Raw genomic sequence first — 25,434 nt, forward strand, 5'->3', positions numbered from 1 at the left:
GTCCATGCCTTGTCATGTCCTGACTTATCCGGCAAAGTCGCCTTGACTTTCGCGAGCAAGGGGATGGCGACCGGGGAGGGCGGGTGCGACGTCCGCGGGTGAAGCCCGAACATCAGCCGTACCGCTCCGGCGAGCGCACGGTCCGGATCGGAGGGGAGATCTACGGGCTGGCCTCGGAGATCTCCGACCCGTACGGCTGCGCCTGGGCGGCCCTGGAACTCATGGACGGCAGCAGGGACCGGCAGGCGGTCGTCGAGTGCCTCCGGCGGCGGTTCCCCGGGCTGGATGTCGAAGGGGTCGTGGACACGCTGCTGGCCTCCGGGCACGTCGAGGACGCGGACGCGCCGGTGCCCGAGCAACTCGACGCGCGGCAACGCGCGAGATACAGCAGGAACGCCGACTACTTCCGGTGGATCGACCTGCGGCCGAGGGAACATCAGTGGGAGCCGCAACTACGGCTGCGGCGGTCCCGCGTCGTCGTGCTCGGCATGGGCGGCACCGGCTGCCACGCGGCGTGGGCGCTCGCCGCGGCGGGTGTGGGCGCGATCCACTGCGTGGACCCCGACGAGGTGGAGCTGTCGAACCTGAACCGGCAGATGCTCTTCGGCGAGGCCGACATCGGCCGGGCGAAGGTGGAGGCCGCTCTCGCCCGCATGCGAGAGATCAATTCGGACATCGAGATAACGGGTGAGATCCGGCGGATCGGCAGCCAGGAGGAGTTGTCCGAGCTGATCGCGGGCTGCGACGTCCTCGCTCTGTGCGCCGACGAGCCGCGCGTACAGGGAGGGATCCGGCGCTGGGCGAACCGGGCGTCCGCGGCGGCGGGGATCCCCTGGGTCGGCGGGGGATATGCGGGGCCGCAGGTGTCGGTGGGGGTCTTCGCGCCGGGCTATCCCTGCTTCGAGTGCTTTCTCGCGGAAGGGAAGGAACGCGGCCACGTGACCGACTTCGCGTGGCCCGGCGTGATCGCCACGTCCGCCGGGATCTCCGGCCTCCTCGTCGCCCAGGGCGTGATCACGTTGCTCACCGGCGTGCCCGAGGTCCCTCCCGGCTATGTGCACGGCGTGAATCTGGTGGCTCCTGATGATCGTGTCTACGTGCGGTATCCGTCCCGGGGCGACTGCGTCGTCTGCGGCCGCGACTAGATCTTGACTCACTTGTGGAATTTGCTGATCGTGAGTCTTGACGAGACCCCGAGAGAAGGGCCGTGCCGTGAAGTCGGACGACATCGTTCCCGATCTCCCCGATGAGGGCGAGAGCGAGAAGAAGGAACAGATCCTGATCCGCAGGCTCGACAAGATCGAGACGACGGGATGGCCGGCCAGCAACGGTAACTCGAACTGACGGCCGTACGGATGGACGGTGGACACGCCGGAGGCCGGCGTGTCCACCGGCACGTTTCCGCCGGTTCGGGTTCCGGGGGAACGGCGGGAGTGGATCGGGACGACGGGCCGCCGAGCCGAAAGGGAGACATGGATTTCGTCGACACTGTGCGGAACGCGCCGGCGCGAACGCTTTCCGTCGAGGCCTATCAGGCCGAGTTCGCCGAGGTGTACGCGTCGGTGGCGCAGCCGGCGATCAAGCTGGAGCGGGCCCAGCACTTCGACGAGGAGGACTTTCCGAGCTGGGTCGCGTTGCGGGAGGGCGACTGGGATCGCTCGCTCGCGCTGCTCAGGGAGACACGGGAATCACTGATCGAGTACTACCGCAGACATGCCGAGTTCCGGCGGGTCCGGATCGTCGAGACCCCGCTCACGCCGTACATGCGATGGGAGATGCACGCGTTCGTCGAGCGGGTGGCGGCGGGTGAGCGGATCCGGGTGCTGCCCGGATCGGCGGTGGCCGAGATGGAACGTGCCGCACCGCTGCCCGAGCTGGTGATCCTCCGGGGGGACCGGATGTACGAGGTCCTCTACGACGAGAGCGGCGTGCACACGGGTGCCCGGCGCATCATCGACCCCGACGTGGTACGCCACACGCGCGCCGTGCTGTCCTCCCTCTTCGAGCGGAGTGAGGAACTGATGACCTTCTTCACGCGGGAGGTCGCCCCCACCGCGATGAAGTAGCGCGTTCCCTAGCCGCTCAGCGCGGTCATGGCGAGGACGACCAGGACGAGGAACGCGACGACCGCGAGCCCCATCAGCAGGAGCACCCGGATCCGGCCGCCCCGGTCAGGTGCCGGGGTGGCGTGCATGGCGAACAGGTCCGTGCCGAGGCCACCCCCCGGTACGCCCCCCGGTCCGCCTGCTGGTCCGCCTGCCGGTCCGGCGGCGGGTGCCTGGGGCAGGTGCGCGACGGGCATCTGGGTGGCGGGCGGCGGCGGTCCCTGGACGCGCGGCGCCAGGCCGGGCAGCCGGCCCGCGACGGTCGTGTCATCGCGTCCGCCCGCGTCCGCCGCGCCTCCGACCCGTCCCGCTGTCGGTCCCGCTGCCGGTCCGGGTCCCTGCCATGCGGGTCCCGGCTGAGCGGAAGGCGCCGGCGGTGCCGCGTGGGCCGAAGGTACCGGAGGCATCGGCGGTGCGGCGGGTGCGGGGCTCTGCGGCGGTCGGGCCGGTTCGGGGGCGGGCGGCCGCGCGGATCCCGGGCCGGGCGGCAGGCGGAGCCCGGCCTTGGGACGGATGACCACCATGGTCTGGTCGGCCCGGTACTCCTCGGCGGGCGGCTCGGACCCGGCGTCCTCGTATCCCGCCGGGGCCTCCGCATCCGTGCGCTTCCTGGGCCGCTCGCGCTCCAGCTGCTTCACCGGCGGGGTGGCGACCGGCGTCGCGCCGACGGGCGTGTCGGCCACCGTGCGCAACATCGCCGCCGCGCGTTCCGGCGTGAGCCGTACGGTGTGGTCCTTCTCCAGCAGGCCGTCGAGAACGGGCCGGAGCGGACCGGCCTGGGTGGGCGGGTCGGCGGACTCCGTCATCAGCGCGCTGAGGGTCTCGGCGACCGAGGCCCGCTCGTACGCCGGCCGGCCCTCGACCGCGAAGTACAGGGTCGCGCCGAGCGACCAGAGGTCGGACTCGGGCCCCGTGTGATCTCCGCGGGCCCGCTCCGGCGCGGTGTAACCGGGAGAGCCGATCACCATGCCGGTCTTGGTCAGGGCGCTGTCGCCCTCCGCCTTGGCGATCCCGAAGTCGGTCAGCACGACCCGGCCGGTCTCGGTGATCAGCACGTTGCTCGGCTTCACGTCCCGGTGCAGGACGCCCTGGAGGTGCGCCGCGCGGAGCGCGGCGAGCAGATCGAAGCCGACCTCGGCCACCAGCCGGGGCGGCAACGGCCCCTCGTCCTCGATGACCTGCTCGAGGGACCTGCCCTCGACGAGCTCCATGATGATCCACGGACTGCCGTCGACCTCGATCGCGTCGTAGATCGTGGCGACGGAGGGGTGGCTGACCCGGGCGGCGGCGCGGCCCTCACGGATCATGCGTTCTCGTAGCTCCCGCCGCTGCCCGGCGCTGAGCGACGGGTCCTGGCGGATCTCCTTGACGGCGACGTCACGCCCCAGCGTGCGGTCGAAGGCCCGCCAGACGGTGCCCATCGTGCCGCGTCCCAGCGTGGTGGTCAGTTCGTACCGATCGATGAGCAGCCTGCTCCCCATGAGAAGAAAGATAGCGATTCCTCCTCGCGGAACGCTTTCTGGTTAGTTGAGAAAATTTCTCGGCCAGAAACGCCGGGGCAGGATCACCTGGATGACCGTGCGCAACCTCTGCGCCATCGAGTTCCGCGTCTTCGGGCGCTCGGACGGCTTCCGGTGGACCCCTTCGGTGGGACGGCGCCGCTGGGCGGGGATCCCGGTCATGTCCTCGCGGAGCTCGCGCGGGAAGCTGTGCGGGGACGTCCTCACCACGGGGCGCGACTCCGCGCGGTGCTGGCCCCGGTGCGTGGGCCTGCGGATCGCGGGCGGCAGGGCGGGCGGGGGTGAAGGCCGGACGGGCCGGTGCGTGATCGGCTCCTCCCCGGTGCCTCCCGCGGCGATGCGCGCGAGCGCCACCGCGGCCCGCACTCCGTCGAGCCTGGCGTCCGGGTCGATCTGCAGCAGGCCGCGCAGGACCGGCGCGAGGGGGCCGGCCCGCTCCATCGGAATCGGCGCGCCGCTGGTCAGCGCGGCCAGCGCGGCCGCGGCCGTACGGCGGCCGTGCAGGCCACGGCCCTCGACCGCGGTGTACAGCGTGGCGCCGAGCGACCACAGGTCGGCGGCCGGGCTCGCCTTGGCGCCCAGGACACGCTCGGGCGCGATGTAACCGGCGGAGCCGAGCACGATGCCCGCCTGAGTGATGGAGACATCCCCTTCGAGAGCGGCCAGCCCGAAGTCGGTCAGGACGGACCTGTCGTCGGTCACGAGCACGTTGCTCGGCTTCACGTCCCGGTGCAGGATGCCCTTCGCGTGGACGGCACGCAGGGCGCCGAGCACCTGCCGGCCGATCTCGGCCACCCGCTGGGGCGGCAGCGGGCCCTCCCGCCGGACGAGCTCCTCCAGGGACTGCGCCCGGAGGAGCTCCATCACGATCCACGGCCGGTCGTCCTCGGTGATGACGTCGAAGACCGTGATGACCGACGGGTGGGCGACCATGGCGGTCGCCCGGCCCTCGCGTTCGGTCCGCGCGCACAGCTCAGCCCGCAGGTCCTCGTCCAGGACGAGCGGGAGCCGTACCTCCTTGACCGCCACGTCACGGTCGAGCAGCTCGTCGCGTGCGCGCCAGACGGTGCCCATGCCGCCGCGCCCGACCGGCTCGACAAGCCGATACCTCGCGGCGAGCTGGTATCCGGACGGCGCACGCATGGGTGGCAGCTTACCGATTTGTGCAATGCGACCTGTAGAGACCATGCCGCGAAATTGTTGAGATCTTTTGTCATATCTACTGACTCATGATTTGACACGAGCGTGAAGGAGTCGGGGCGCTCGGAGGCTCCTTGGCAAGGAACTTCCTCCGAGTAGAAAACCGACCACCCCTCGCCGCTGTGCACAAAGTAATCGAATGGCAGCTGAGAGTAATGTCCCGCCCATGCCCGGAATCGATCACGAGATGCCCATCGAGTTCATCCGCAACAGCCCCATGACCGCTGTGGAACTCCTCCGCGACGCCGCCGGCGTCCAACCGCCCCCATTCGCCACCGCCGCCGTCGAAGCCGTCGACTGCACCCAACTCGCCCCGGTGGAGTTCCGTGCCGACTCCGTCGTCGTCCTGCGCGACACCGAAGGCGCCGCCCAACTCGCGCTGATCGTGGAGGTACAGAACCGTCACGACACACGAAAGCGATACAGCTGGCCGGTCTACGCCACCGCCCTCCGCGCACGCCTGGAGTGCGCCACCGCCCTGATGGTCATCTGTCCCGATCCGCCGATGGCCCGCTGGAGCGAACAGCCCATATCACTCGGCCCCAGCGGCACCATCACCCCACTGGCCGTCCACCCCGGCCGCATCCCACTGATAACCGACCCCGACCGGGCACGCACCTGCCCCGAACTGGCCGTACTGTCCGCCACCGCACACGCCGAACGACCAGAGATCGGACTGGCATTGGAAGCCATGGTCGCGGCGCTGGAGACGCTGGACGAGGAACGGGCCAAGCTATATTTCAACTACGTGTTCTCCGTGCTACCCACAGTGGCGCGCAAGCATCTGGAGGAGATCGTGACCACGACGAGCCACGACTACGAGAGCATGGCCGGTCAGTACCTGTCCCACTGGGTCGACCAGGGCCGCCAAGAGGGCCTTCAGGAGGGCCGTGCGGAGGGCCTTCAGGAGGGCCTTCAGGAGGGCCGCGCTGAGGGTGAGGCGGCGGCGATCTTGGCCGTGCTCGACGCCCGGGGGCTGGAGATCTCCCCTGATGCCCGTGACCGGATCACGCGTTGCTCCGACCTGCACCAGTTGGAGGCCTGGATTCGCCGGGCGGTGACTGTGACGTCCGCGGACGACATCTTCACCTGAGCCCGAGGACGCAGATGGCGCAAGGGTGCTGACGGTGGCGGGGCGTCTGGTCGCATGCCGCAGACAGGACGACATGACCCCGCGCGTAGGCCCCTTCCTTGATCAGAAAGGGCCTACGCCCTGGAGTCGTCTCAGTGAGCCGGACCCCGGACCGCCACGTCAGTCATAGGGCGAGAGGTGGTGTCCGGGTCAGGCCTTCCGGCCGATGGACAGGACCGGACCGGTGGTGTCCTGGAAGAAGTCGTTGCCCTTGTCGTCCACGACGATGAAGGCGGGGAAGTCGACGACCTCGATCTTCCAGACGGCCTCCATGCCGAGCTCGGGGTACTCCAGGACCTCGACCTTCTTGATGCAGTCCTGCGCGAGGCGCGCGGCGGGGCCGCCGATCGAGCCCAGATAGAACCCGCCGTACTGCGCGCAGGCGTCCGTGACCTGCTTGGACCGGTTGCCCTTGGCCAGCATGACGAACGAGCCGCCCGCGGCCTGGAAGCGCTCCACGTACGAGTCCATGCGCCCGGCCGTCGTCGGGCCGAACGATCCGGAGGCGTACCCCTCGGGGGTCTTGGCCGGGCCGGCGTAGTAGACGGCGTGGTCCTTCAGGTACTGGGGCATCTCCTCGCCCGCGTCCAGCCGTTCGGCGATCTTCGCGTGCGCGATGTCGCGGGCGACGACGAGGGGGCCGGTGAGGGAGAGCCGCGTCTTGACCGGATACTTCGTGAGCTCGGCGAGGATCTCGGTCATGGGGCGGTTGAGGTCCACGCTGACGACGTCGTCCGAGAGGTGTTCGTCGGTGGTGTCGGGGAGGAACCGCGCCGGATCGGTCTCCAGCCGCTCCAGGAAGACGCCCTCGGGCGTGATCTTCGCCAGTGCCTGCCGGTCGGCGCTGCAGCTCACCGCGATGGCCACCGGGCAGGACGCGCCGTGGCGCGGAAGCCGGATCACCCGTACGTCGTGGCAGAAGTACTTGCCGCCGAACTGGGCGCCGATGCCGAGCTTCTGGGTGAGCTCGAAGACCTTCTTCTCGAGTTCGAGATCGCGGAAGCCGTGCCCGCTGGTCGACCCCTCGGTGGGGATGCCGTCCAGGTAGCGGGCCGAGGCGTACTTGGCGGTCTTGAGGGCGAACTCGGCGCTGGTGCCGCCCACGACGACCGCCAGGTGGTACGGCGGGCAGGCCGCGGTGCCGAGCGAGCGGATCTTCTCCTCCAGGAACTGGAGCATCCGCTTCTCGTTCAGGACGGCCTTGGTCTCCTGGTAGAGGAACGACTTGTTCGCCGAGCCGCCGCCCTTGGCCATGAACAGCAGCTTGTACTCGTCGGCGTGGCCGTAGGGGTCCTCGGCGTACAGCTCGATCTGGGCGGGCAGGTTGTTGCCGGTGTTCTTCTCGTCCCACATGGTGAGCGGGGCCATCTGCGAGTAGCGCAGGTTCAGCTTGGTGTAGGCGTCGTACACGCCCCGGCTGATGTGCTCGGCGTCCCGGCCGTCGGTGAGGACGTGCCGGCCCCGCTTGCCCATGACGATCGCGGTGCCGGTGTCCTGACACATCGGCAGCACGCCGCCGGCGGAGATGCTCGCGTTCTTCAGCAGGTCGAGTGCGACGAACCGGTCGTTGCCGCTGGACTCGGGGTCCTCGATGATCTTCCGGAGCTGGGCGAGGTGGGACGCCCGGAGATAGTGCGAAATATCGTGGATCGCGGCTTCGGTGAGCAGGCGCAGCGCCTCCGGCTCGACCTCAAGGAACCTGCGGCCTGCCGCTTCGGTGATCCGTACCCCCTCTGTGGTGATCAGACGGTAATCCGTCTCGTCCGTGCCAAGCGGTAGCAGGTCGGTGTAGTCGAACTCGGGCATCGTCTTCGATCCTCTGGTGTCTCGCCTGTTCCTCCGAGCGGAGGATATGCCCGCGCGCGGGCGGGCGGCGCCGAGGGGGCCGCCGGCCGGTACGCGGTGCGAGCCCGAGAAGGATGCCCACCACGACGACCGCGGCGCCGCCCACGTCCGCGAACGAGGGGACGCCCAGGCCGAGGACCACGGAGGTGACGAGGGCGCCGATCGGGATCATCCCGGCGAACAGCCCCGCCCGGTCCGGGCCGAGATGGGGGAGCGCGCTGTACCAGAGGAAGAACGCCACCGCCGTCACGACCACCGCCTGGTAGCCGAGCCCGAGCACCTCGGCCGCCGCCGGCGTCCGCAGCATCGCCATCCCGTCCACGGCCAGCCCGATGACCAGCAGGAACGGCACCGCGAGCGCCGCTGAGTAGGCGGAGACCCGGATCGCCCCCAGCTTCGGCAGCAGGGGCAGGGCGAGCAGGGAGAAGCACACCTCGCAGGCGAGGGCGCCCAGCGACCAGAGCAGGCCGGGAAGGTTCCCGCTGCCCAGCCCGGTGGCCAGCGTCGCGCCCGCCACGACGACGAACGCCGACGCGAGGATCCTCGGTGAGGGCGCCGTGCGGGCCGCTCCCGCGAACAACGGGCCGAGCAGGGCCATGGCCACGGGCGCCGCGCCCAGGACGGTGCCGGCGAGGGTCGGGCCCGCCGCGGTCGCGGCCTCGATCAGGCACACGTTGAACATCACCAGCCCCGTCAGGGACAGCGTGGAGAGCAGGACGAACTCCCGCGGCGTGAGCCGTACGAACCCGAGGCCGCGATGACGGGCGGCGGCGAGCAGGACGGCGGCTCCGAGGGCGTAGCGCAGCGCCTGCCCGCCGTACACGGGGTAGGTCGCGATGAGGTCGGACACCGCGGTCAGGGTGCCCACCACGAACATCCCGGCCGCCGCGCTCGCCGCCGCCCGCCCGGTCGCGGCGGTGGTACTGGTTTCTGTGGTCACGGTTGGTGATGCTAGGAAGGCAATGGCTCTCTCAACGGGTCCAATCGGACATAGAAATCGAGGACCAATTGGCTGACCTGCATCTCGCGGTCGACCGGAGCGCGGGTGGGCTGGCCGGCCAGATCGCCAGGGAGCTCAGGGAGTCGATCCGTTCCGGCCGGCTCGTCAGGGGCGCCAGGCTGCCCGCCAGCCGCGATCTCGCCAGGGATCTCGGCCTGTCCCGCGGCGTCGTGGTCGAGGCGTACGAGCAACTCGTCGCGGAGGGCTTCCTGGAGGCCAGGGTGGGCGCGGGCACCCGTGTCGCCGCCGGGCCCGTCGGCCGCCCGCAGGAGGGGCGTTCCGGGGACCCTGGGACGACGTACTACGGCTACCGCCCGACTTCGCCGGATCTGACGGCGTTTCCGAGGCAGGCGTGGCTGGCGGCGATCCGGCACGTGCTGGCGACCCTGCCGGGCGACTTCCTGGACTACGGGGATCCCGGGGGTGTGCCCGAGCTGCGCGAGGAGCTGGCCGGTTACCTGCGCCGGGTGCGTGCGGCCGACGCGGACGCCGGGCAGGTGGTGATCGTCACCGGCGTCGCCCAGGGGCTGAGCCTGGTCGTGCGGGCGCTGGCGGAGGCGGGCGGCCGGGTCGCGCTCGCGGTGGAGGAGCCGACGAGCCCGCGACAGCTCCCGCTGCTCAGGCGGGCCGGCGCCGACCTGGCCGGGGTGCCGGTCGACGCCGAGGGGATCGACGTCGCCGCGCTCGCCCGGACGGGGGCGCGGGCGGTGCTGCTCACGCCCGCCCACCACTATCCGACCGGGGTGGTGTTGTCCCCGCGCCGCCGCGCGGATCTGATCGCGTGGGCCGCGGAGACGGGCGCGATCCTGCTGGAGGACGACTACGACGCCGAGTTCAGGTTCGACCGGGATCCCGTCGGCTGCCTGCAGGGGCTCGCCCCCGACCGCGTCGTGCTCGCCGGGAGCGTGAGCAAGTCCCTCGCTCCCGGCCTGCGCCTCGGCTGGCTCGTGGCGCCCCCGGACATCGCCCAGTCCGTACGGCGGGCCAGGGGGGAGCTCGATCTCGGCTCTCCGGTGATCGACCAGTACGCCCTGGCCCGGTTCATCCGGACCGGCGGGTACGACCGGCACCTGCGGCGGATGCGCAGGGAGTACCGGCGCAGGAGGGACGCGCTGGTCCGGGCGCTCGCCGAGCACCTGCCCGCGCTGAAAGTGCATGGCATCTCGGCCGGTCTGCACCTGTACGCGGAGCTTCCCGGAGGGTGGGACGAGCCGCGGGTCGCCGAGGCGGCGCGCGCGTGCGGCCTGACCGTCGATCCGGTGTCCTCCGCCCTCGTGATCGGCTTCGCCCGCCTCCCCGAGCACCGGATCGCCGAGGCCGTACGGGATCTCGGGGTGATGATAGATCGTCAGAATGTCTGGACATAGCCTTGACCCGAGGGTGCGCCGTCCGGAATGTTGGACGGGCGACGCGTGCGGCCTCTCAACGAGGCGTGTGGGCCTCTCGACGAGGTGTTCTCTCAACGAGGAGACGAGATGACGTACATACCCGCGGGTTCCGCGCCCTCCGGCCAGTGGAACCTGGAGATCACCCCTGACCTGGCGGGATGGGTGTACTGCGGCCTGCGGGTCGCCGATCTCGCGGGCGAGCCGGTTCGGTTCGAGACCGGCTCGGAGGAGATGCTGGTCGTGCCCCTGTCCGGATCCTGTGAGGTCGTCGCGGACGGCGTACGGCTGGAGCTCCAGGGGCGGCGGTCGGTCTTCGACGGGGTCACCGACTTCGCGTACCTGCCGGTCGGGGCGTCGGTGCGCCTGGCCGGCGAGGGCCGGATCGCGCTGCCGTCGGCCCAGGCGACCCGGCGGCTGCCCGTGCGGTACGGCCCGGCGGACGCGGTGCCGGTCGAGACCAGGGGCGGCGGGGTGGCCACCCGGCGGATCAACAACTTCTGCGCGCCGGAGGTGTTCGAGTGCGACCGGCTCATGGCCGTGGAGGTGATCACCCCGGGCGGCAACTGGTCGTCGTACCCACCGCACAAGCACGACGCGCCGGGCGAGCACGAGGCCGTGCTGGAGGAGATCTATTACTACGAGGGCGGTCCCGGCTACCAGCGGGTGTACAGCTCGCCGGGCAACCCCATCGACGTGCTGGCCGAAGTGAACTCCGGTGACGTGGTCCTCGTGCCGTACGGCTACCACGGGCCCTCGATGGCGTCCCCGGGCTACGACCTGTACTACCTCAACGTCCTCGCGGGGCCGGGCGAGCAGCGGTCCATGGCCTTCTCCGACGACCCCAGGCACGCGTGGATCCGCGAGACGTGGGCGACGTCATGAGGGTGCCGTGAGGACGTCATGAGACAGGCGGCGGCGTTCTGGAGACGCCCGGGAGAGCGCCGGGGCGTCATGAGGCCGTCAGCGACGACGCGCGCGGCTGGAAGCCGCGGGCGAGGACGATGATCACCGCGGCCAGCGCGAGCGGCGCGGCGAACGCGACCCGATAGTCGGCGGCCTCGGCGATGCCGCCGACCAGGGCCGCCCCCACGATGAAGCCGACGTAGTTGAACATGTTGACCCGGGCGATGGCCACACCGGTCCCGGCCGGGTCGAGGCGCCCGGCAGCCGAGAACGACTGCGGGGCGACCACCGACAACCCGACCCCGGTGAGGGCGAAGCCCGCGATGGCGAGCGGCTCGGTGGGCGCGGCGACAATGGCCACGAAGCCGAGCGTGGCGACCGCGCCGCCGATCCTGACGATCACCGCCGGGCCGTACCTCCGGACGGCGAGGTCTCCGCCCACCCTGACCAGGAACGTCGTGGCCTGGTAGGCGCCCAGCGCCAGGGGCACCACGGACGCCGGCGCGTGCATGATCTTGTCCATGAAGACCGAGCCGAAGTTGGAGATCGACGCGTCGCCCACATAGAGGAAGGCCATGGCCAGGCACAGCGGGATGATCGGCTTCCAGGGGAACCGCGCCTTGGTCAGGGCGACCTCCTGGGCCACGTGCTCCTCCTCGGGAAGGCAGAGCCAGCGCGCGGCGACGACCGCGACCGCGGCGCCCGGCGCCATGACGATCGCGAAGGTGACCGCGAGGTCCAGGTCGAGTTCGGCGGCCGCCGACGCCCACAACGCCCCGACGACCGCCGCCGCGCTCCACAGTGCGTGGAACCCGGTCAGTACGGCACGGCCGTACCGGCGCTCGACCGCGACGCCCTGCATGTTCATGCCCGCGTCCACGCCGCCGAGGCCGACGCCGAACAGCACGAGGGCCACCACGAAGAGGGGGACCGTGGGGGCGAGACCGGCCAGCACCACGGCGGCGCACGTCAGCGGCTGGAAGGCGCGCAGGATCCGCCGGCTGCCGAAACGCGCGGCGAGCGTGCCGGCCAGCACGCTGCCCGCGCCCGCGATCACCGGGACGATGAGCAGCAGGATGGTCAGCTCGCCGTCGCTCAGGCCATGCTTGCGCTGGAGCGCGGCGACCTGCGTGAGCAGCGTCGCGAACGTGAGGCCCTGGACGAAGAAGACGGCGAACGTGGCGAGCCGCGCCTGCCGGTCACGCTCGGTGGGCCGCGATGGAAACGATGGCGGCGTGGGCGTCGGCAACGCGGCCTCCGAGGGGGGAAACGTGAGGGGCGTTCAGGTTATGCCGCGCTGATCACGTGGTCAATGGTCCCGGCACATGCCGATGGCCCCCCGCCTCCGGGCCCTCTGCCCCACGGCCGTCATGTGTGTCCCACGGCCGTCGTACGGTCGCCCGTACGCCGGTGGGCGACGGCGGCCGGCCGAACCTGGTGGATACGGCGGCATGGCCCGGGGAAGATCGTGCCGCCGGTGGGGGTTCCTTCGCGCGCGACACCACTTAGGCTCGACATGTGAGCTTCGAGTCCCGCGCGAACAACTGGATCTCCGCTTTCCTGGGTTCCGGATTGCCCGGAGCCAAAGACCCGGCCGGGCCCTCCCCGGCCGAGCTGCGCGCGTCCGACGCCGACAGGGAGCAGGTGATCGGCCTGCTCAGGGACGCCGTCACCGACGGGCGGCTCACCATGGCCGAGCACGAGGAGCGGGTTGAGCGGGCGTACGCCGCCCGCACGCTGGGCGACCTCGTCGGCCTCACCGCCGATCTCGTCCCGCCGGAGAGCCAGCCGTTCCTCATGGACGGCCGCCCGGTGGTCGCCCTCTTCCGTACGGAGAACCGGGCGGGCCGCTGGGTGGTGCCCTCGGAGGTGCCCGTCACCTCGCTCGGCGGGCGGGTCACGATGGACCTGTGCGAGGCGCTGCTCCAGACCCGCCGGGTGGTGGTGCGACTCGCCGTGATGGCCGGGACCGTGACCCTGATCGTGCCGGAGGGCGTCCGCGTCGTGAGCGCCCCGGACGCTCGGATCAAGGCGTTCCACGACGAGGTACGGCTCCCGCCGGGCGCGACCGGACACGCGCCGGACGCGCCCGTCATCGAGCTGGCGGGCTTCGTCTACGGAGGCAAGGTCATCGCCAAGTCGCCGAAACGCCCCAGGAAGGGCTTGTTCCGCCGGTCCTGATCGGACTGATGTCTCAGACGGTGGTGCCTCAGACGGCGGTGTCGAAGTTGATCGCGCTGTAGGCGCTCAGCTTCCAGAGCTGATGCTCGCTCTCGATCTTGCGGATCGTGCCGGAACGGCCCCGCATGACCAGCGAGTTCGTCACGGCGGCGCCGCCCTGGTAGCGGACGCCGGGCATCAGCTCGCCGTCCGTGATGCCGGTCGCGGCGAAGAAGACGTCGTCGGAGCGGACCAGGTCGTCGGTGGTCAGGACCTGGTCGAGGTCCAGCCCGGCGTCGAGCGCCTTCGTGCGCTCCTCGTCGTCGCGCGGCCAGAGTTTGCCCTGAATGACGCCGCCCATGCACTTCAGCGCGCAGGCCGCGACGATGCCCTCCGGCGTGCCGCCGATGCCGAGCATCAGGTCGACGCCGGTACCGGTGCGGGCCGCCATGATGGCGCCCGCCACGTCGCCGTCGGTGATGAACCTGATCCGCGCGCCCGTCTCCCGGATCTCCTTGACGATGCGCTCGTGCCGGGGCCGGTCCAGGATCACGACCGTCACGTCGGACGGCTTCGCGCCCTTGGCCCTGGCCACCGCGCTGATGTTGTCCGCGACCGGCGCGTTGATGTCCACGGCCGACGCCGCGGCCGGGCCCGTCACCAGTTTCTCCATGTAGAAGACGGCGGACGGGTCGTACATCGAACCGCGCTCGCTCACCGCGATGACCGAGATCGCGTTGTTCATGCCGAGCGCGCACAGCCGGGTGCCGTCGATCGGGTCCACCGCGACGTCGCATCCGGGGCCGGTGCCGTCCCCCACCTCCTCGCCGTTGTAGAGCATGGGGGCGTTGTCCTTCTCGCCTTCGCCGATCACGACGACGCCCTTCATGGACACCGTGTTGATCAGCTGTCGCATGCCGTTGACCGCGGCTCCGTCCGCACCGTTCTTGTCGCCGCGGCCCACCCACCGTGCCGCCGCCATCGCGGCCGCCTCAGTGACGCGAACCAACTCCAGGGCGAGGTTGCGGTCGGGAGCACGCTCCCCAGTGGCCAGCGCTGCCGGTACGTGATCAGCCATCGTTCCCCTTAAGTCAGGCGTCGTAAGAGCTGATGGTAGTTGCGTATGTCGTTCTTGTCCGATTGGTCTGGACCGGTCGCCGCAGGCCGGAGGCCATTTCCCCTGGCACTGCCCCGTGATGGGCAGGCCGGGATATCGTCGCGGTTATGAGCAGCGACACCGGGCCAGCCGTCACAGTCCGCACGTCGGAGCGTGGTGCCGCGACGAGGATCGCGCTCCTCGAAGCGGCCAGAGAGATCTTCATCACGTGTGGTTACGCGGAGACCGGCGTGACCGACGTGGTGGCGCGGGCCGGGGCCAGTGTGGGCAGCCTTTACCACCATTTTTCGGGAAAGGCCGATCTTTACCTGACGCTGTTCGACGACTTCCAGATCCGGCAGACCCAGCGGACGAGGCAGGCCATCCAGGAGGCCAGATCGCGGGGTGAGTCCGAGCCGATGACGCTGCTCCTCGCCGGTGCCCGGGCGTACCTCGACGGATGCCTCGCCGAGCGCGAGCTCGCGGCGCTGTTCCTGCGCGGCGACGGGCCGACCGGGTTCGAGGTCGTCATGCGGGAACGGCTGCGCCAGTGGACCAGGCGCAGCGCCGCTCTCTTCGAGCGTGAGGACGCCCTCGTCCTGGTCGTCACCGGCGCCCTCGCGGCCGTCGTCCAGGAGGTGACCCTCTCCGAGGACGACGAGCGCGCCCGCAGGATCGCGGAGGAAGCGCTCGCCTACATCGGCCGGATCCACTGACCTTGACCCGGATCGCCGTCACCGGGCACCGAAACCTCTCTCCCCGCACCACCGTGCTGATCGACACCGCGGTCCGCGAGGCGCTCCGGCCGTACGCCCCGGACATCGTGGGCATCTCCTGCCTGGCCTCCGGTGCCGACCAGATCTTCGCCTCCGCCGTCATCGACCTCGGCGGCGTGCTGGAGGCCGTCGTCCCCGCCCGCCAGTACGGCGAGGCATCCTTCCGCGAACTCCTCGCCAGGGCCGTGACGGTCCGGCGCCTTCCTTACGACCTCCCGTCACCGGCGGCATACGCCGCCGCCAACGAGGTGATGCTCGCGTCCGCCGACGTGCTCGTCGCGATCTGGGACGGCCTCCCGGCGCAGGGGATCGGTGGCACGGCTGAGGCGGTGGCCGACGCGGTGCGCCGGGAGATGCCCGTGCACATCGTCTGGCCACCGGGAGCGGCCAGGCTTGACACGACTTGACTCGCCGGTTCCCCTCAAAACGTGGATGTGCTTCCCGAAACGGAATTCCCCGCGCTCTACAAGGCGGCCGACCGTGCGGCGATGGCCGGTCAACGCCGCCTGCTCGCCGCCACGGCGGTCCGGCTGATCTCCCTGGTCACCGCCGCCATCTTCGGCTCGCTGAGCGTCATCGTGGGCAGCCTGGACGCCGCGGGAACGGTCGCCGCGAGCGCGATGGGGGCGGCGCTCGTGACCGAGGTCTACCTGCTCACGACCCGGCCGGAGCGCCAGTGGTACGAAGCGCGAGCGGCCGCGGAATCGGCCAAGACGCTGGCCTGGAGATACCTGGTCGGAGGCCAGCCCTTCGACGTCGACGAGGACGATCACGGCGCCGACCAGCTCCTCCTGCGCAGGTACAGCAGGATCACGGCAGCTCTGCACGGCTTCGCGCCGGTCCCCGTGTCCGACGCGGACGCACAGGTGACCGAGAGGATGCGCCAGGTCCGCGCGCTCTCGCTCGACGAGCGGAAGCGGCACTACATGGTCGGGCGGCTCGACGACCAGCGGGCCTGGTACGCCGCGAAGGCGGCCAGGCACGAACGGCAGGCGGGCAGGTGGCTCATCACGCTCGCCCTGCTGGAGGGTTTCGGTCTGGTCGCGGCGGCGTTGAAGTCGGCCCAGGCGCTCGACCTCGACCTGCCGGGCATTCTCGGCGCGGTCGCCGCCGCCGGAGTGGCGTGGTTGCAGACACGCCAGCACCAGCAGCTCGGGAACGCGTACTCCATCGCGGCGCTGGAGGTGGGCGACATCGTGTCGCGGGCCGACTGGCCCACCACGGAGAGCGAGTGGGCGCACTTCGTCGATGAGGCCGAGGAGGCGATCTCCCGGGAGCATATGCTGTGGAGCGCCTCCCATAGTTGACGATAAACATCGGTAAAAGGCGCTTAAATACTATCTTGCGCCTTATGTCGGGAAATATTAGACCATTTCGTGACCGGTCGCGCAGGCCCGTTCGGCGAGTCGAGTGGACAGGCGCGGACCCGTTAAAGTAACGCCATAGAGTTGTAGTTTCGGCTGGACCCGATGCCCTGATCGGCGATAGCGTGACCGCGTTAGCGCCCGTGGTGACGAGACCGGTTATGGAACGTCGTGTCCGCCACGGGCTACCTGCGTATTGAACGGTACGAGCCGATGAAAATCACCGATCAGCAGACGGACATTGCCTCAGACGTCAGGGACCTCAGGGATGTTCCGTTGTCCCTCGTCCATGGGGCCGAAATCGACCGTGTCATGCGCAGGATAGTCCCCGACTCCCCGGATATTCAGCGCGTTTCCGTCGCCGCCTTCAACTCCTCCATCTGACCTGAGGAGGGCCGCCGTGAGCGGGCCCTTCGTGCCGTTCCGGCAGTTTGTGCTCAAGGTCCACAGTCGTTGTGACCTGGCCTGCGATCACTGCTATGTCTACGAGCACGCGGATCAGAGCTGGCGTGGCCGTCCGCGCGTGATGTCGCCCGAGACAGTCTCGTGGTCGGCGCTGCGCATCGCCGAGCACGTCAAGGAGCACGGCCTCGAGCGGGTGCACGTCGTGCTGCACGGCGGCGAGCCCCTGCTCGTGGGCGCCAAGCGGCTCGGGGAGATCGCCGCGGAACTGCGGCACCACCTCGACGGCGTCTGCGACCTCGATCTGCGGATCCACACCAACGGAGTACGGCTCGACGAGCGGTTCTGCGACGTGTTCGCCGAGCACCGCGTCAAGGTCGGGATCTCCCTGGACGGCGACAGGGCGGCCAACGACCGGCACCGTCGCTATGCCGACGGGCGGAGCAGCTACGACCAGGTCGTCAGAGCCGTCGGCCTGCTCCGGCAGCGTCCCGAGCTGTACGCCGGACTGCTGTGCACGATCGACGTCGCCAACGATCCGATCGCCGTCTACCGCGGCCTGGCCGAGCTGGAGCCGCCGCGCGTCGACTTCCTGCTCCCGCACGCGACCTGGGACAGCCCGCCGCCGCGCCCCTCGGCCACGGCGTACGCCGACTGGCTGATCGCGATCTTCGATCTCTGGTACGAGGAAGGCCGGAAGATCGATGTCAGGATCTTCGAGTCGATCATCAGAACGTCGCGGGGCGAACCGAGCCTGACCGAGTCGCTCGGCCTCCAGCCCTCCGATCTGGTCGTCATCGAGACCGATGGCGCCTATGAGCAGGCGGACTCGCTCAAGACGGCGTTCGCGGGGGCGCCCGAGACCGGGCTGCACGTCCTGTCCGACACCCTCGACGACGTGGCCCGCCACACCGGGATCGTCGCCCGCCAGCTCGGGCTGGACGGGCTGTGCGACACCTGCCGGGCCTGCCCGGTGGTGGAGAGCTGCGGAGGCGGCCTGTACGCCCACCGCTATCGCACAGGGTCGGGGTACGCCAATCCGAGCGTGTTCACCGCCGACCTCCTCAAGCTGATCACTCATGTTCGGGGCAGGACCACCATGCCGACGCACGCTCTGCCGTACTCGACCATCGACGCACTCGCCGCGGGATACGGCGAGGAGGCCGACGTGGCCCGGCTGGCGGAGTCGCAGCGCAGCGTGCGCCGCGCGCTGCTCGCCGCGGTGAACGCGGCGGGCAGGAGCGTGCCCGAGGCGTGGGACGTCCTGGTGGGGCTCGACAACGACCATCCGGAGGCGGTCGAGGCCGTGCTGGCCCACCCGTACGTCCGGGTCTGGGCGGCGGAGTGCCTGCGCGACGGCGGTGACGCCGAGTACCTGCGCAACATCGCCGCGGCCGCCGCCGTCCGGGCGGGTGCCGACGTCTCGCTCGACATCGCGATCATCGACGGATCGGCGCACCTCCCCTCGCTCGGCACGCTCGACGCCCTTCCCGGCCGTGCGGCACGGCTCAGGATCGAGGGGGGCTCGTTCGCCGTGGAGGGGCGCGAGCGGGGAGCGTGGCGTCCCACGCGGCGGATCACGGCGGGGGACCTCTCCCTCGCGCTGGAAGACGCCGACCCGTTCCGCGACCGCCACCAGTGGCCCGCCGCGCCACGTCTCGGCGAGCGGGACGCGGCGGCCTGGCAGGAGATGGTCGAGCGGGCCTGGCGGATGATCGAGACCGATCATGCCCGGTACGCGCCGGGGTTGCGGGCCGGGCTCACCACGCTGACGCCGCTCGCGCCGGGACCGGCGGGACGCGACGTGAGCTCCACCGCGCGGCATGCCTTCGGCGCGGTCGCGGCCGCGCTCCCGGCTGATCCCGCGACGCTCGCGCTCCTTGTGATCCACGAGTTCCAGCACGTCAAGCTGGGCGCCGTGCTGGACATCCTCGATCTCTACGACGAGACCGACAGGCGGCTCTACTACGCGCCCTGGCGGGACGATCCCCGGCCCTTGGAGGGACTGCTCCAGGGTACCTACGCGCACGTCGCGGTCACCGACTTCTGGCGGGTGCGGCGCCTGGACGCCCCGGACCAGGGGGAGACGCACTTCGCCCGCTGGCGGGCGCACACCGCGGAAGCGATCGAAACGCTCGCGGCCTGTGGTGCGATGACGCAGGTGGGAGATCTGTTCGTGGCCGGAATGCGGCGGTCGGTCACGCCCTGGCTGAGCGAGCCCGTCCCACCGGACGCGGAAGAGGCCGCCGCCAGGTCGGCGCGGGATCACCAGGCGAAATGGATCGTTCGCGCCGAGAACTGACGCCCGGCCGGCGCGCGTAATGTAACGTCCTTGCAGCTTTCCTTTCGAGACTTTTCTCACGTAGGTCGAGGTTCCTATAGTGAGGATCTCGGAAGGAAGGAGGCGAATGACCGCGTCACGACCCGACGGGGACCCCCAGGAGCCGTATTTCTTCCTGAGTTACGCGCACGTCCCGCCGTATGACGTCACCGACGGCAGTGATTCCAACCGGTGGGTCGAAAAGCTCTTCAGAGAGCTCTGCCAGCACATCATGCACCTGACGGAGGTCCCGTCGGGGGCGGCCGGATACATGGATCGCGAATTACGGACAGGCGACAACTGGAAAGAGAAGATCTCGGAGCGCCTTTCCACCTGCCGGGTCTTCGTGCCGCTCTATTCCCCACGCTACTTCGAGAGCGATCAGTGCGGCAGAGAATGGGCGGCCTTTCTGGAACGCGGACGCGGCCGCTCCGATCTGGGGCTGCCGATTCCGGACGCCATCGTCCCCGCGATATGGACCCCCATACGGCCGACCAGGATGCCCGCGGCGGCGCAGACGATCCAGTTCAACCACGCCGACCTCGGCGCGCGGTACGTCGAGGAGGGCTTCTACGGGATCATGAAGCTGAACAGGTACCGGACCCATTACCAGGCCGCCACCATGGAGCTGGCGAAACGGATCGTCGAGGTCGCACGGAACTCGCCCATGCCCCGGGGCCACATCCGTGACTACACCACGGTGCCGAGCGCGTTCGAGGACAACACCGCGGAGCGGCCGATCACGGTCACGGTCCTGGCGCCCGACGAGGATCACCTGCCTCCGGGGCGGAGGGCGTACCACTACGGGCGGAAGCCGCAGGAGTGGGATCCCTTCCGCACGTCCAACGGGGCCCGCCCGCTGGCCGACCACGCGATGGAGCTGGCTCGCGCGCGTGGATACCTGCCGGAGGTGGGAGCGCTCGACCAGCACGCCGAGGCGCTCTCCGCGGACGAGCCGCGCTCGCCCGCGGTGATGCTCGTCGATCCGTGGGCCACCACCATGGACGACTGCCGCGCCTCCCTCCGGGGCATCGACCGTCCCGGGCGTCGGTGGATCACCGTGATGGTGCCCTGGAACAGGGAAGACGCGCAGACCATGGCGAACGAGGCACGACTGAAGGTGTGCCTGCGAGAGGCGCTCGGCAACAAGCTCACCGAGCCGGACGCGGTGCCCGACGTGCCCACGCTCGACTCCTTCAGAAACACGCTGCCGGAGGTCCTGAACAGGGCGTCGCAGCACTACCTGAAACGGGCTCCCGCCTATCCGCCGGCGGGTCCGTCGACCGACAGACCGAGGCTGATCGGGCCGGAGGAGTGATCACATGAGCGAGGGCCGGATCGTCACCTTCTACTCCTACAAGGGCGGTACCGGGCGGACGATGGCGCTGGCCAACACGGCCTGGATCCTGGCGAGCAGCGGACTGCGCGTACTGATCGTCGACTGGGACCTCGAATCGCCAGGATTGCACAAATTCTTCCGGCCCTTTCTCGAACCTGGGATCATGGGCGCGACCACCGGCGTGATCGACCTCATCACCAACTACCAGTGGGCCGCCATCAGGAACGAGGAACGCCCGGGCGACTGGCACAAGGCGTACGCGCGGGTGGAGCCGCACGCGGTCTCCCTGGACTGGGCGCATTTTCCCGAGGGGGGCACCCTCGACCTCATCTCCGCCGGGCGGCAGAACCGTGACTATTCCTCCCTGGTGTCCAATTTCGACTGGGACAACTTCTACGACCGGCAGGGCGGGGGTCAGTTCTTCGACGCGCTGCGCGCCGACATGAAGGCGTGCTACGACTACACCCTCATCGACAGCCGTACCGGCCTGAGTGACATCGCGGAGATCTGCACCGTGCAGATGCCGGACGTGCTCGTCACCTGCTTCACCCTGTCCGACCAGGGCATAGACGGGGCCTCGGCGGTCGCCAGGCACATCGACGAGCGCTATCGCGACCGGGCCATCCGGATCCTGCCCGTACCGATGCGGGTGGACATCGGCGAGAAGGAGAAATGCGACGCGGGGCGCAGCCTCGCCCGCCGGAAGTTCGACCGGTTCCCCAACGGGATGGCCGTCGAGGACCGCAACCACTACTGGGGCGCGGTCGAGGTGCCGTACATGCCCTTCTACGCCTTCGAGGAGACGCTCGCCACGTTCGGTGACGAGCCGAACCGGCCGGGGTCGATGCTCGCCGCCTTCGAACGGCTCACCTCCGCGATCACCGAGGGAGCGGTCACGTCCTTCCCATCGATGGACGAATCCATCCGGATGCGGCATCTCGACCTGTTCGTACGGCGGCACGCCGGGCTGCACTCCGACGTGCACGTCTACTACGCGTCCGAGGACCGGATGTGGGCCGACTGGATCGCCGCGGTGCTGGAACGCCATGGCTACCGGGCCGTGCTCACCGGCATCGACATGGAGGGGCCGGCCGAGACGACCACGGAGGCGGCGCGGGTGGTCACCGTGCTGTCGGGCGCCTTCCTGCGGGTGCCCGGCGCGGCGACGATCTGGTCCCGGCTGGTGGCCGCCGAGTCGGCGGGCCGGGGTGAGCTGGTCCCGATCCGCGTCTCTGAGGCACGTTTCCCTTCGCCGTTCGGTGACCGGGCGCTGGCCGATCTCACCCGCATCGGGGAGCGGTCGGCGGCGAGCACGCTGCTGAAAGCGCTCAACGGTTCCGAGGAGTCCGTGGCGGTCGACGTGGCGGCCATCGGCGCGCGATTCCCGGGGAGCGAGCCGCAGGTGTGGAACGTCTCCGCGCGGAACGCCGCCTTCACCGGGCGCGGCGCGGTACTGGAGACCCTGCGCGACCAGCTCGTCGGCGGCAAGGCCGCGGTGGTGCTGCCCCAGGCCCTGTACGGCCTCGGAGGCGTGGGCAAGACGCAGGTCGCCCTGGAGTACGCGCACCGGTTCAAAGCGGACTACGACGTCGTGTGGTGGGTGTCGACCGAGCAGACCGACTCGATCAACTCCGCGTTCGAGGAGCTGGCCCGGCAACTCGGCATTCCGGTGGGGGAGAACGTCGCCGAGGTCGTCACCGGGGTCCGTGAGGCGCTGCGGCGCGGCACCCCGTACGCCCGCTGGTTGCTGATCTTCGACAACGCGGGTGATCCCGAGGAGCTGACCGGATATTTCCCCGGCGGGACCGGCCACGTCCTGGTCACCTCGCGCAACCAGTCCTGGTCGAGGGTCGCCGCGCCTCTCGAAGTGGACGTGTTCAGCCAGGAAGAGAGCCTTGAGCACCTGAGCCGGCGGGTGCCGGGGCTGGCCGAGTCCGACGCTCTCGACGTGGCGGACGCGCTGGGTTACCTGCCGCTCGCGGTCGAACAGGCGGCGGCCTGGCTGGCCGAGACGGGCATGCCGGCCGCGACGTTCCTCGAACAGCTCAGGACGGAGAGCGCGCGGGTGCTGTCGCTCGGACAGCCGGCCGACTATCCACATCCGGTGGCGGCGACCTGGAACCTCTCGCTGGCGAAGCTGCGTGAGACCTCGCCCGCGTCGGTCCGGCTGCTCGAACTCTGCGCGTTCTTCGCCGCCGAGCCGATCTCGATGCAGCTGCTCTACAGCGACGAGATGATGCGCTCGCTCCTGCCGTACGATGACACGCTGCAGGAGAAGCTCGTGCTCGGGCGGGTCATCCGGGAGATCGGCAGGTTCGCGCTGGCGAAGGTGGACCAGGCCAACAACACCATCCAGGTGCACCGGCTGGTCCAGGCCGTGATCCGCGGCCAGATGACCCAGGATGAGCAGGACGAGGCGTGCCACGTGGTCCACCGCGTCCTGGAGAAGGCGCGGCCGAACCAGGGCGAGGTGGACGACCCGGAGAACTGGATCCGGTTCGACCTCATCTGGCAGCACCTGCAGCCGTCGCGGGCCACCGAGTGCCAGGAGGAACCGGTCCGGCGGCTGCTCACCGACCGGGTGCGCTACCTGTGGAAGCGCGGCGATCTGGAGGCCGCGCTGACCCTCGGCGACTACCTGGCCAACTACTGGGAGGAGACGTTCGGCAGGGACGAGCGGCAGCGGCTGCACCTGCTGTTCAACATCGCCAACGTCAAGCGTTCCCAGGGGCTCTATGAGGAGGCCAGAGAGCTGGACGAGTGGACGCTCGAACGCCAGCGCGAGGTGGTGGGGGAGCAGCATCCGCACACGCTGATGACCGCGGGCGGGCTCGCGGCCGACCTGCGCGCGCTCGGCGAGTACGAACGCTCGCTGGAGATGGACCTGGCGACCTACGAGATGTGGAAGCGGCTGTACGGCGAGGAGTACCACAAGACCCTTTCCGCGGCCCACAATCTCGCGCTGTCCTACCGGCTCGTCGGCGACGGCGTCAACGCGCGCGAGCGCGACGAGAAGACCCTGCAGCTGCGTAGGGAGGTGCTCGGCCCGACTCATCCGTACACGCTGTTCTCCGCCACCCACCTCGCTCGTGACCTGCGCGAGATCGGCCGCTACCGGGAGTCGATCGAGTTGCTGCGCACGACGCTGCAGCACTATCGCGAGTCGCTGGGCGAGGGCTTCATGGACACGCTGCGCGCCGCCAAGAGCCTCGCGGTGTCGCTGCGCCGGGGCGGCGCGCATCAGGAGGCGTGGCAGGTGGCGCTGGAGACGGAGGAGAGGTACCGGGAGCGTTACCCGGGAACGCCCGACGCGCTGGCGGGGACCCTGGAGCTCGCCTGCTGCCTGTCGGCGCTCGGTGACAAGGCCGGGGCGCTGGAGATGGCGGGCGGCATCATGAACATCTACCGCGAGGACCTCGGCGACTCGCACCCCGGCACTCTGATCGCGCTCAACAACGTGGCGATCTACCAGCGTGGCACGGGTGAGGTGCCTCGGGCGACCGAGGGTGCCACGCGGGCGTACGAGGGTCTGCTCGGGCAACTCGGTGACAGCCACCCTTTCACGCTCGCCGCCGCCATCAACCTGGCCAACTGCCTGGGAGCCGGTGGTCGTGCCGGCGAGGCGGAGGCGCTGGAGCTGGCCACCCTTGACAGGCTGCGCCAGAAACTGGGGGAGGAACACCCGGACACGCTGGTCTGCGCGGCGAACCTGTCGATCACCATGCGGTCGGCCGGCCGCATGGAGGAAGCGGATCTCGCCCAGCGGCGGATATTGGCGATCATGGCCAGGGTTCTGGGGGAGAACCATCCGGCGCTGGCGGACCTCAGGCAGGGACGGCGTATCAACCGAGACCTGGAACCCCAGCCGTTCTGACGCCGCCTTCCGGGAGCCGGGACGTGGTCAGCCACGTCAGGATGTCCGGCAGGACGTGCAGCGCGGCGAAATGGGCGGCGCCGGACTCGATGATCACGTTCGCGCCGGGGATGCGCTCGCCGAGCCAGCGCGCGTGCCCGGCCGGGGAGAACACGTCCTCGTCTCCGTGCCACAGCATGGTGGGCACGGTGATGTTCGCCGGGTCGAAGCCCCACGGGGCGTTGAAGGCCAGGTCGTCGTCCACCCAGCCCGCGTCGGAGTGTTTGAGCGCCTCGGCGAAGTTCCTGGCCAACATCCGCCGGATCCCGTAGTCGGCGACGACGTGGCGGTCCGGCTCCGGCAGGTCGGCGGTGAGCGCCGGGACCAGGCGGGTCGGGTCCTCCCGTACCTGGGCGACGGCCGCCGACAGGAGTTCGGCGACCGCCTGGTGCCCGTTCGCGGCCGCGGTGAACTCGATGATGTTCGACCGGGCCATGCCCTCGAACCAGTCGAGCCCCTCCGCCGCGCGCGGCGCCAGCGGGACCAGGGCCGCCACCCTGGTCGTGCGCTCGGGCAGGAGCGCGGCGCAGGCCAGCGCGTGCGGCGCGCCGCCCGAGCGCCCGGCGACCGCGAACCGGTCGATGCCGAGGGCGTCGGCGATCGTGGACACGTCCTTGGCCACGTCGGCCACGGACCGGCCGAACTTCCGGTCCGACCCGCCGTATCCCGGCCGGTCGTAGCTGATCAGCCGGATCCCCAGGCGGTAGAGGACGGACGCCCGTGGAACCGGCCCGAGCCTGCTGCCGGGGGTGCCGTGCAGCAGGAAGACCGGGTTGCCGCCCGGCCGGCCCCGCTCGTCGACCGCGAGATTTCTTCCGTCCGGCGTCCGTACCGTAGCCGTCAACGCGTGCCTCCCCGTGAGCGTTCGCCTCGGAAAGTGATTCCCCGTTAGGTAGCGTTCTTCTCATAACGGGATGTTGCGGAAGTATCGCGCTTGTCCGCATGGTGGTCCGATGCCGGTAGGCTCCCCT

At 70.2% G+C, this 25,434-nt stretch carries 21 protein-coding genes; 14 read left to right on the forward strand and 7 right to left on the reverse strand.

Translation table 11 applies throughout. The annotated features are described in order from the left end of the window. Positions 1–83: 83 nt before the first annotated feature. The 3 genes from AB0I59_RS10300 to AB0I59_RS10310 all read left to right on the forward strand — a co-directional run bounded on the left by AB0I59_RS10300 (position 84) and on the right by AB0I59_RS10310 (position 2,066). Positions 84–1,145 (forward strand): HesA/MoeB/ThiF family protein, encoded by a 1,062-nt coding sequence (locus AB0I59_RS10300; RefSeq protein ID WP_358131870.1) that lies wholly within the window; start codon positions 84–86, stop codon positions 1,143–1,145. A gap of 67 nt (positions 1,146–1,212) precedes the next feature. After that, positions 1,213–1,344, forward strand: a complete 132-nt coding sequence (locus tag AB0I59_RS10305) for a hypothetical protein (protein WP_255705887.1) — start codon at positions 1,213–1,215, stop codon at positions 1,342–1,344. Positions 1,345–1,472: 128 nt separating this feature from the next. Then, positions 1,473–2,066 (forward strand): DUF6879 family protein, encoded by a 594-nt coding sequence (locus tag AB0I59_RS10310; protein WP_358131873.1) that lies wholly within the window; start codon positions 1,473–1,475, stop codon positions 2,064–2,066. 8 nt (positions 2,067–2,074) lie between these two features. Here the strand turns inward: AB0I59_RS10310 and AB0I59_RS10315 are convergent, their stop codons facing one another. Both AB0I59_RS10315 and AB0I59_RS10320 read right to left on the reverse strand, forming a co-directional pair. Then, positions 2,075–3,586 carry a serine/threonine-protein kinase gene (locus AB0I59_RS10315; protein ID WP_358131875.1) on the reverse strand — a complete coding sequence of 504 codons (1,512 nt, stop codon included), beginning with the start codon at positions 3,584–3,586 and terminating at the stop codon, positions 2,075–2,077. 42 nt (positions 3,587–3,628) lie between these two features. Further along, the gene (locus tag AB0I59_RS10320; protein WP_061258302.1) at positions 3,629–4,768 is read right to left on the reverse strand and encodes a serine/threonine-protein kinase; all 1,140 of its coding nucleotides are present in this window, start codon (positions 4,766–4,768) and stop codon (positions 3,629–3,631) included. A gap of 223 nt (positions 4,769–4,991) precedes the next feature. On the opposite strand from AB0I59_RS10320, the gene AB0I59_RS10325 reads away from it, so the two are divergent. Further along, entirely contained in the window at positions 4,992–5,918 is a 927-nt protein-coding gene (locus AB0I59_RS10325) for an RpnC/YadD family protein (protein WP_061258303.1), read from the forward strand. A 189-nt stretch (positions 5,919–6,107) separates the two neighbouring features. On the opposite strand, the gene AB0I59_RS10330 is transcribed toward AB0I59_RS10325, so the two are convergent. Both AB0I59_RS10330 and AB0I59_RS10335 read right to left on the reverse strand, forming a co-directional pair. Continuing rightward, positions 6,108–7,763 carry a fumarate hydratase gene (locus AB0I59_RS10330; RefSeq protein ID WP_358131878.1) on the reverse strand — a complete coding sequence of 552 codons (1,656 nt, stop codon included), beginning with the start codon at positions 7,761–7,763 and terminating at the stop codon, positions 6,108–6,110. Beyond that, a complete protein-coding gene (locus AB0I59_RS10335; RefSeq protein WP_358131880.1) occupies positions 7,648–8,742 on the reverse strand; it encodes a DMT family transporter in 1,095 nt (364 codons plus the stop codon). Before AB0I59_RS10335 ends, AB0I59_RS10330 begins: the two co-directional genes overlap by 116 nt. A 68-nt stretch (positions 8,743–8,810) precedes the next feature. Here AB0I59_RS10335 and pdxR point away from each other — a divergent pair, with 68 nt between their 5' ends. Then, positions 8,811–10,169, forward strand: a complete 1,359-nt coding sequence (pdxR, locus tag AB0I59_RS10340) for a MocR-like pyridoxine biosynthesis transcription factor PdxR (protein WP_061258307.1) — start codon at positions 8,811–8,813, stop codon at positions 10,167–10,169. A 108-nt stretch (positions 10,170–10,277) separates the two neighbouring features. Then, complete coding sequence (gene iolB, locus AB0I59_RS10345) at positions 10,278–11,072, forward strand: 5-deoxy-glucuronate isomerase (protein WP_061258309.1); 795 nt, start codon at positions 10,278–10,280, stop codon at positions 11,070–11,072. A 67-nt stretch (positions 11,073–11,139) separates the two neighbouring features. Here iolB and AB0I59_RS10350 read toward each other — a convergent pair whose 3' ends face one another. Beyond that, positions 11,140–12,342 (reverse strand): MFS transporter, encoded by a 1,203-nt coding sequence (locus AB0I59_RS10350; RefSeq protein WP_358131882.1) that lies wholly within the window; start codon positions 12,340–12,342, stop codon positions 11,140–11,142. A gap of 269 nt (positions 12,343–12,611) precedes the next feature. On the opposite strand from AB0I59_RS10350, the gene AB0I59_RS10355 reads away from it, so the two are divergent. Then, positions 12,612–13,274, forward strand: a complete 663-nt coding sequence (locus AB0I59_RS10355; protein ID WP_358131884.1) for a DUF1707 SHOCT-like domain-containing protein — start codon at positions 12,612–12,614, stop codon at positions 13,272–13,274. Between the two features lie 28 nt (positions 13,275–13,302). Here the strand turns inward: AB0I59_RS10355 and glpX are convergent, their stop codons facing one another. Continuing rightward, positions 13,303–14,331, reverse strand: coding sequence for a class II fructose-bisphosphatase (gene glpX / locus AB0I59_RS10360; protein ID WP_228636947.1), 1,029 nt, complete (start codon positions 14,329–14,331; stop codon positions 13,303–13,305). A gap of 146 nt (positions 14,332–14,477) precedes the next feature. Here glpX and AB0I59_RS10365 point away from each other — a divergent pair, with 146 nt between their 5' ends. From AB0I59_RS10365 to fxsT, 7 genes are all read left to right on the forward strand, one after another. After that, on the forward strand, positions 14,478–15,065 hold the full coding sequence (locus AB0I59_RS10365) for a TetR/AcrR family transcriptional regulator (protein ID WP_358131886.1): 588 nt from the start codon (positions 14,478–14,480) through the stop codon (positions 15,063–15,065). 2 nt (positions 15,066–15,067) lie between these two features. After that, the gene (locus AB0I59_RS10370) at positions 15,068–15,532 is read left to right on the forward strand and encodes a hypothetical protein (RefSeq protein ID WP_358131888.1); all 465 of its coding nucleotides are present in this window, start codon (positions 15,068–15,070) and stop codon (positions 15,530–15,532) included. Between the two features lie 21 nt (positions 15,533–15,553). Next, positions 15,554–16,432 carry a DUF4231 domain-containing protein gene (locus AB0I59_RS10375; RefSeq protein WP_358131890.1) on the forward strand — a complete coding sequence of 293 codons (879 nt, stop codon included), beginning with the start codon at positions 15,554–15,556 and terminating at the stop codon, positions 16,430–16,432. Between the two features lie 228 nt (positions 16,433–16,660). Next, entirely contained in the window at positions 16,661–16,873 is a 213-nt protein-coding gene (locus AB0I59_RS10380) for a hypothetical protein (protein WP_358131892.1), read from the forward strand. Between the two features lie 16 nt (positions 16,874–16,889). Then, entirely contained in the window at positions 16,890–19,193 is a 2,304-nt protein-coding gene (locus AB0I59_RS10385) for an FxsB family cyclophane-forming radical SAM/SPASM peptide maturase (protein WP_358131894.1), read from the forward strand. A 106-nt stretch (positions 19,194–19,299) separates the two neighbouring features. After that, entirely contained in the window at positions 19,300–20,529 is a 1,230-nt protein-coding gene (locus AB0I59_RS10390; RefSeq protein ID WP_061258316.1) for a TIR-like protein FxsC, read from the forward strand. A 4-nt stretch (positions 20,530–20,533) separates the two neighbouring features. Further along, positions 20,534–24,424 (forward strand): FxSxx-COOH system tetratricopeptide repeat protein, encoded by a 3,891-nt coding sequence (fxsT, locus tag AB0I59_RS10395; protein WP_358131896.1) that lies wholly within the window; start codon positions 20,534–20,536, stop codon positions 24,422–24,424. Here the strand turns inward: fxsT and AB0I59_RS10400 are convergent. Continuing rightward, complete coding sequence (locus AB0I59_RS10400; protein WP_358131898.1) at positions 24,393–25,307, reverse strand: alpha/beta fold hydrolase; 915 nt, start codon at positions 25,305–25,307, stop codon at positions 24,393–24,395. The two genes, fxsT and AB0I59_RS10400, sit on opposite strands and share 32 nt — an antisense overlap. Between the last annotated feature and the right edge of the window lie 127 nt (positions 25,308–25,434).

The organism is Microtetraspora glauca (genome assembly GCF_040656155.1).
GTDB classification, from domain to species: domain Bacteria; phylum Actinomycetota; class Actinomycetes; order Streptosporangiales; family Streptosporangiaceae; genus Microtetraspora; species Microtetraspora glauca.

Excerpts from the sequence above, each read along its gene's own strand:
- AB0I59_RS10330 (WP_358131878.1), bottom strand. The coding sequence starts at position 7,763 with ATGCCCGAGTTCGACTACACCGACCTGCTACCGCTTGGCACGGACGAG.
- AB0I59_RS10315 (WP_358131875.1), bottom strand. The coding sequence starts at position 3,586 with ATGGGGAGCAGGCTGCTCATCGATCGGTACGAACTGACCACCACGCTG.
- AB0I59_RS10365 (WP_358131886.1), top strand. The coding sequence starts at position 14,478 with ATGAGCAGCGACACCGGGCCAGCCGTCACAGTCCGCACGTCGGAGCGT.
- AB0I59_RS10320 (WP_061258302.1), bottom strand. The coding sequence starts at position 4,768 with ATGCGTGCGCCGTCCGGATACCAGCTCGCCGCGAGGTATCGGCTTGTC.
- glpX (WP_228636947.1), bottom strand. The coding sequence starts at position 14,331 with ATGGCTGATCACGTACCGGCAGCGCTGGCCACTGGGGAGCGTGCTCCC.
- fxsT (WP_358131896.1), top strand. The coding sequence starts at position 20,534 with ATGAGCGAGGGCCGGATCGTCACCTTCTACTCCTACAAGGGCGGTACC.
- AB0I59_RS10390 (WP_061258316.1), top strand. The coding sequence starts at position 19,300 with ATGACCGCGTCACGACCCGACGGGGACCCCCAGGAGCCGTATTTCTTC.
- AB0I59_RS10310 (WP_358131873.1), top strand. The coding sequence starts at position 1,473 with ATGGATTTCGTCGACACTGTGCGGAACGCGCCGGCGCGAACGCTTTCC.
- AB0I59_RS10325 (WP_061258303.1), top strand. The coding sequence starts at position 4,992 with ATGCCCGGAATCGATCACGAGATGCCCATCGAGTTCATCCGCAACAGC.
- iolB (WP_061258309.1), top strand. The coding sequence starts at position 10,278 with ATGACGTACATACCCGCGGGTTCCGCGCCCTCCGGCCAGTGGAACCTG.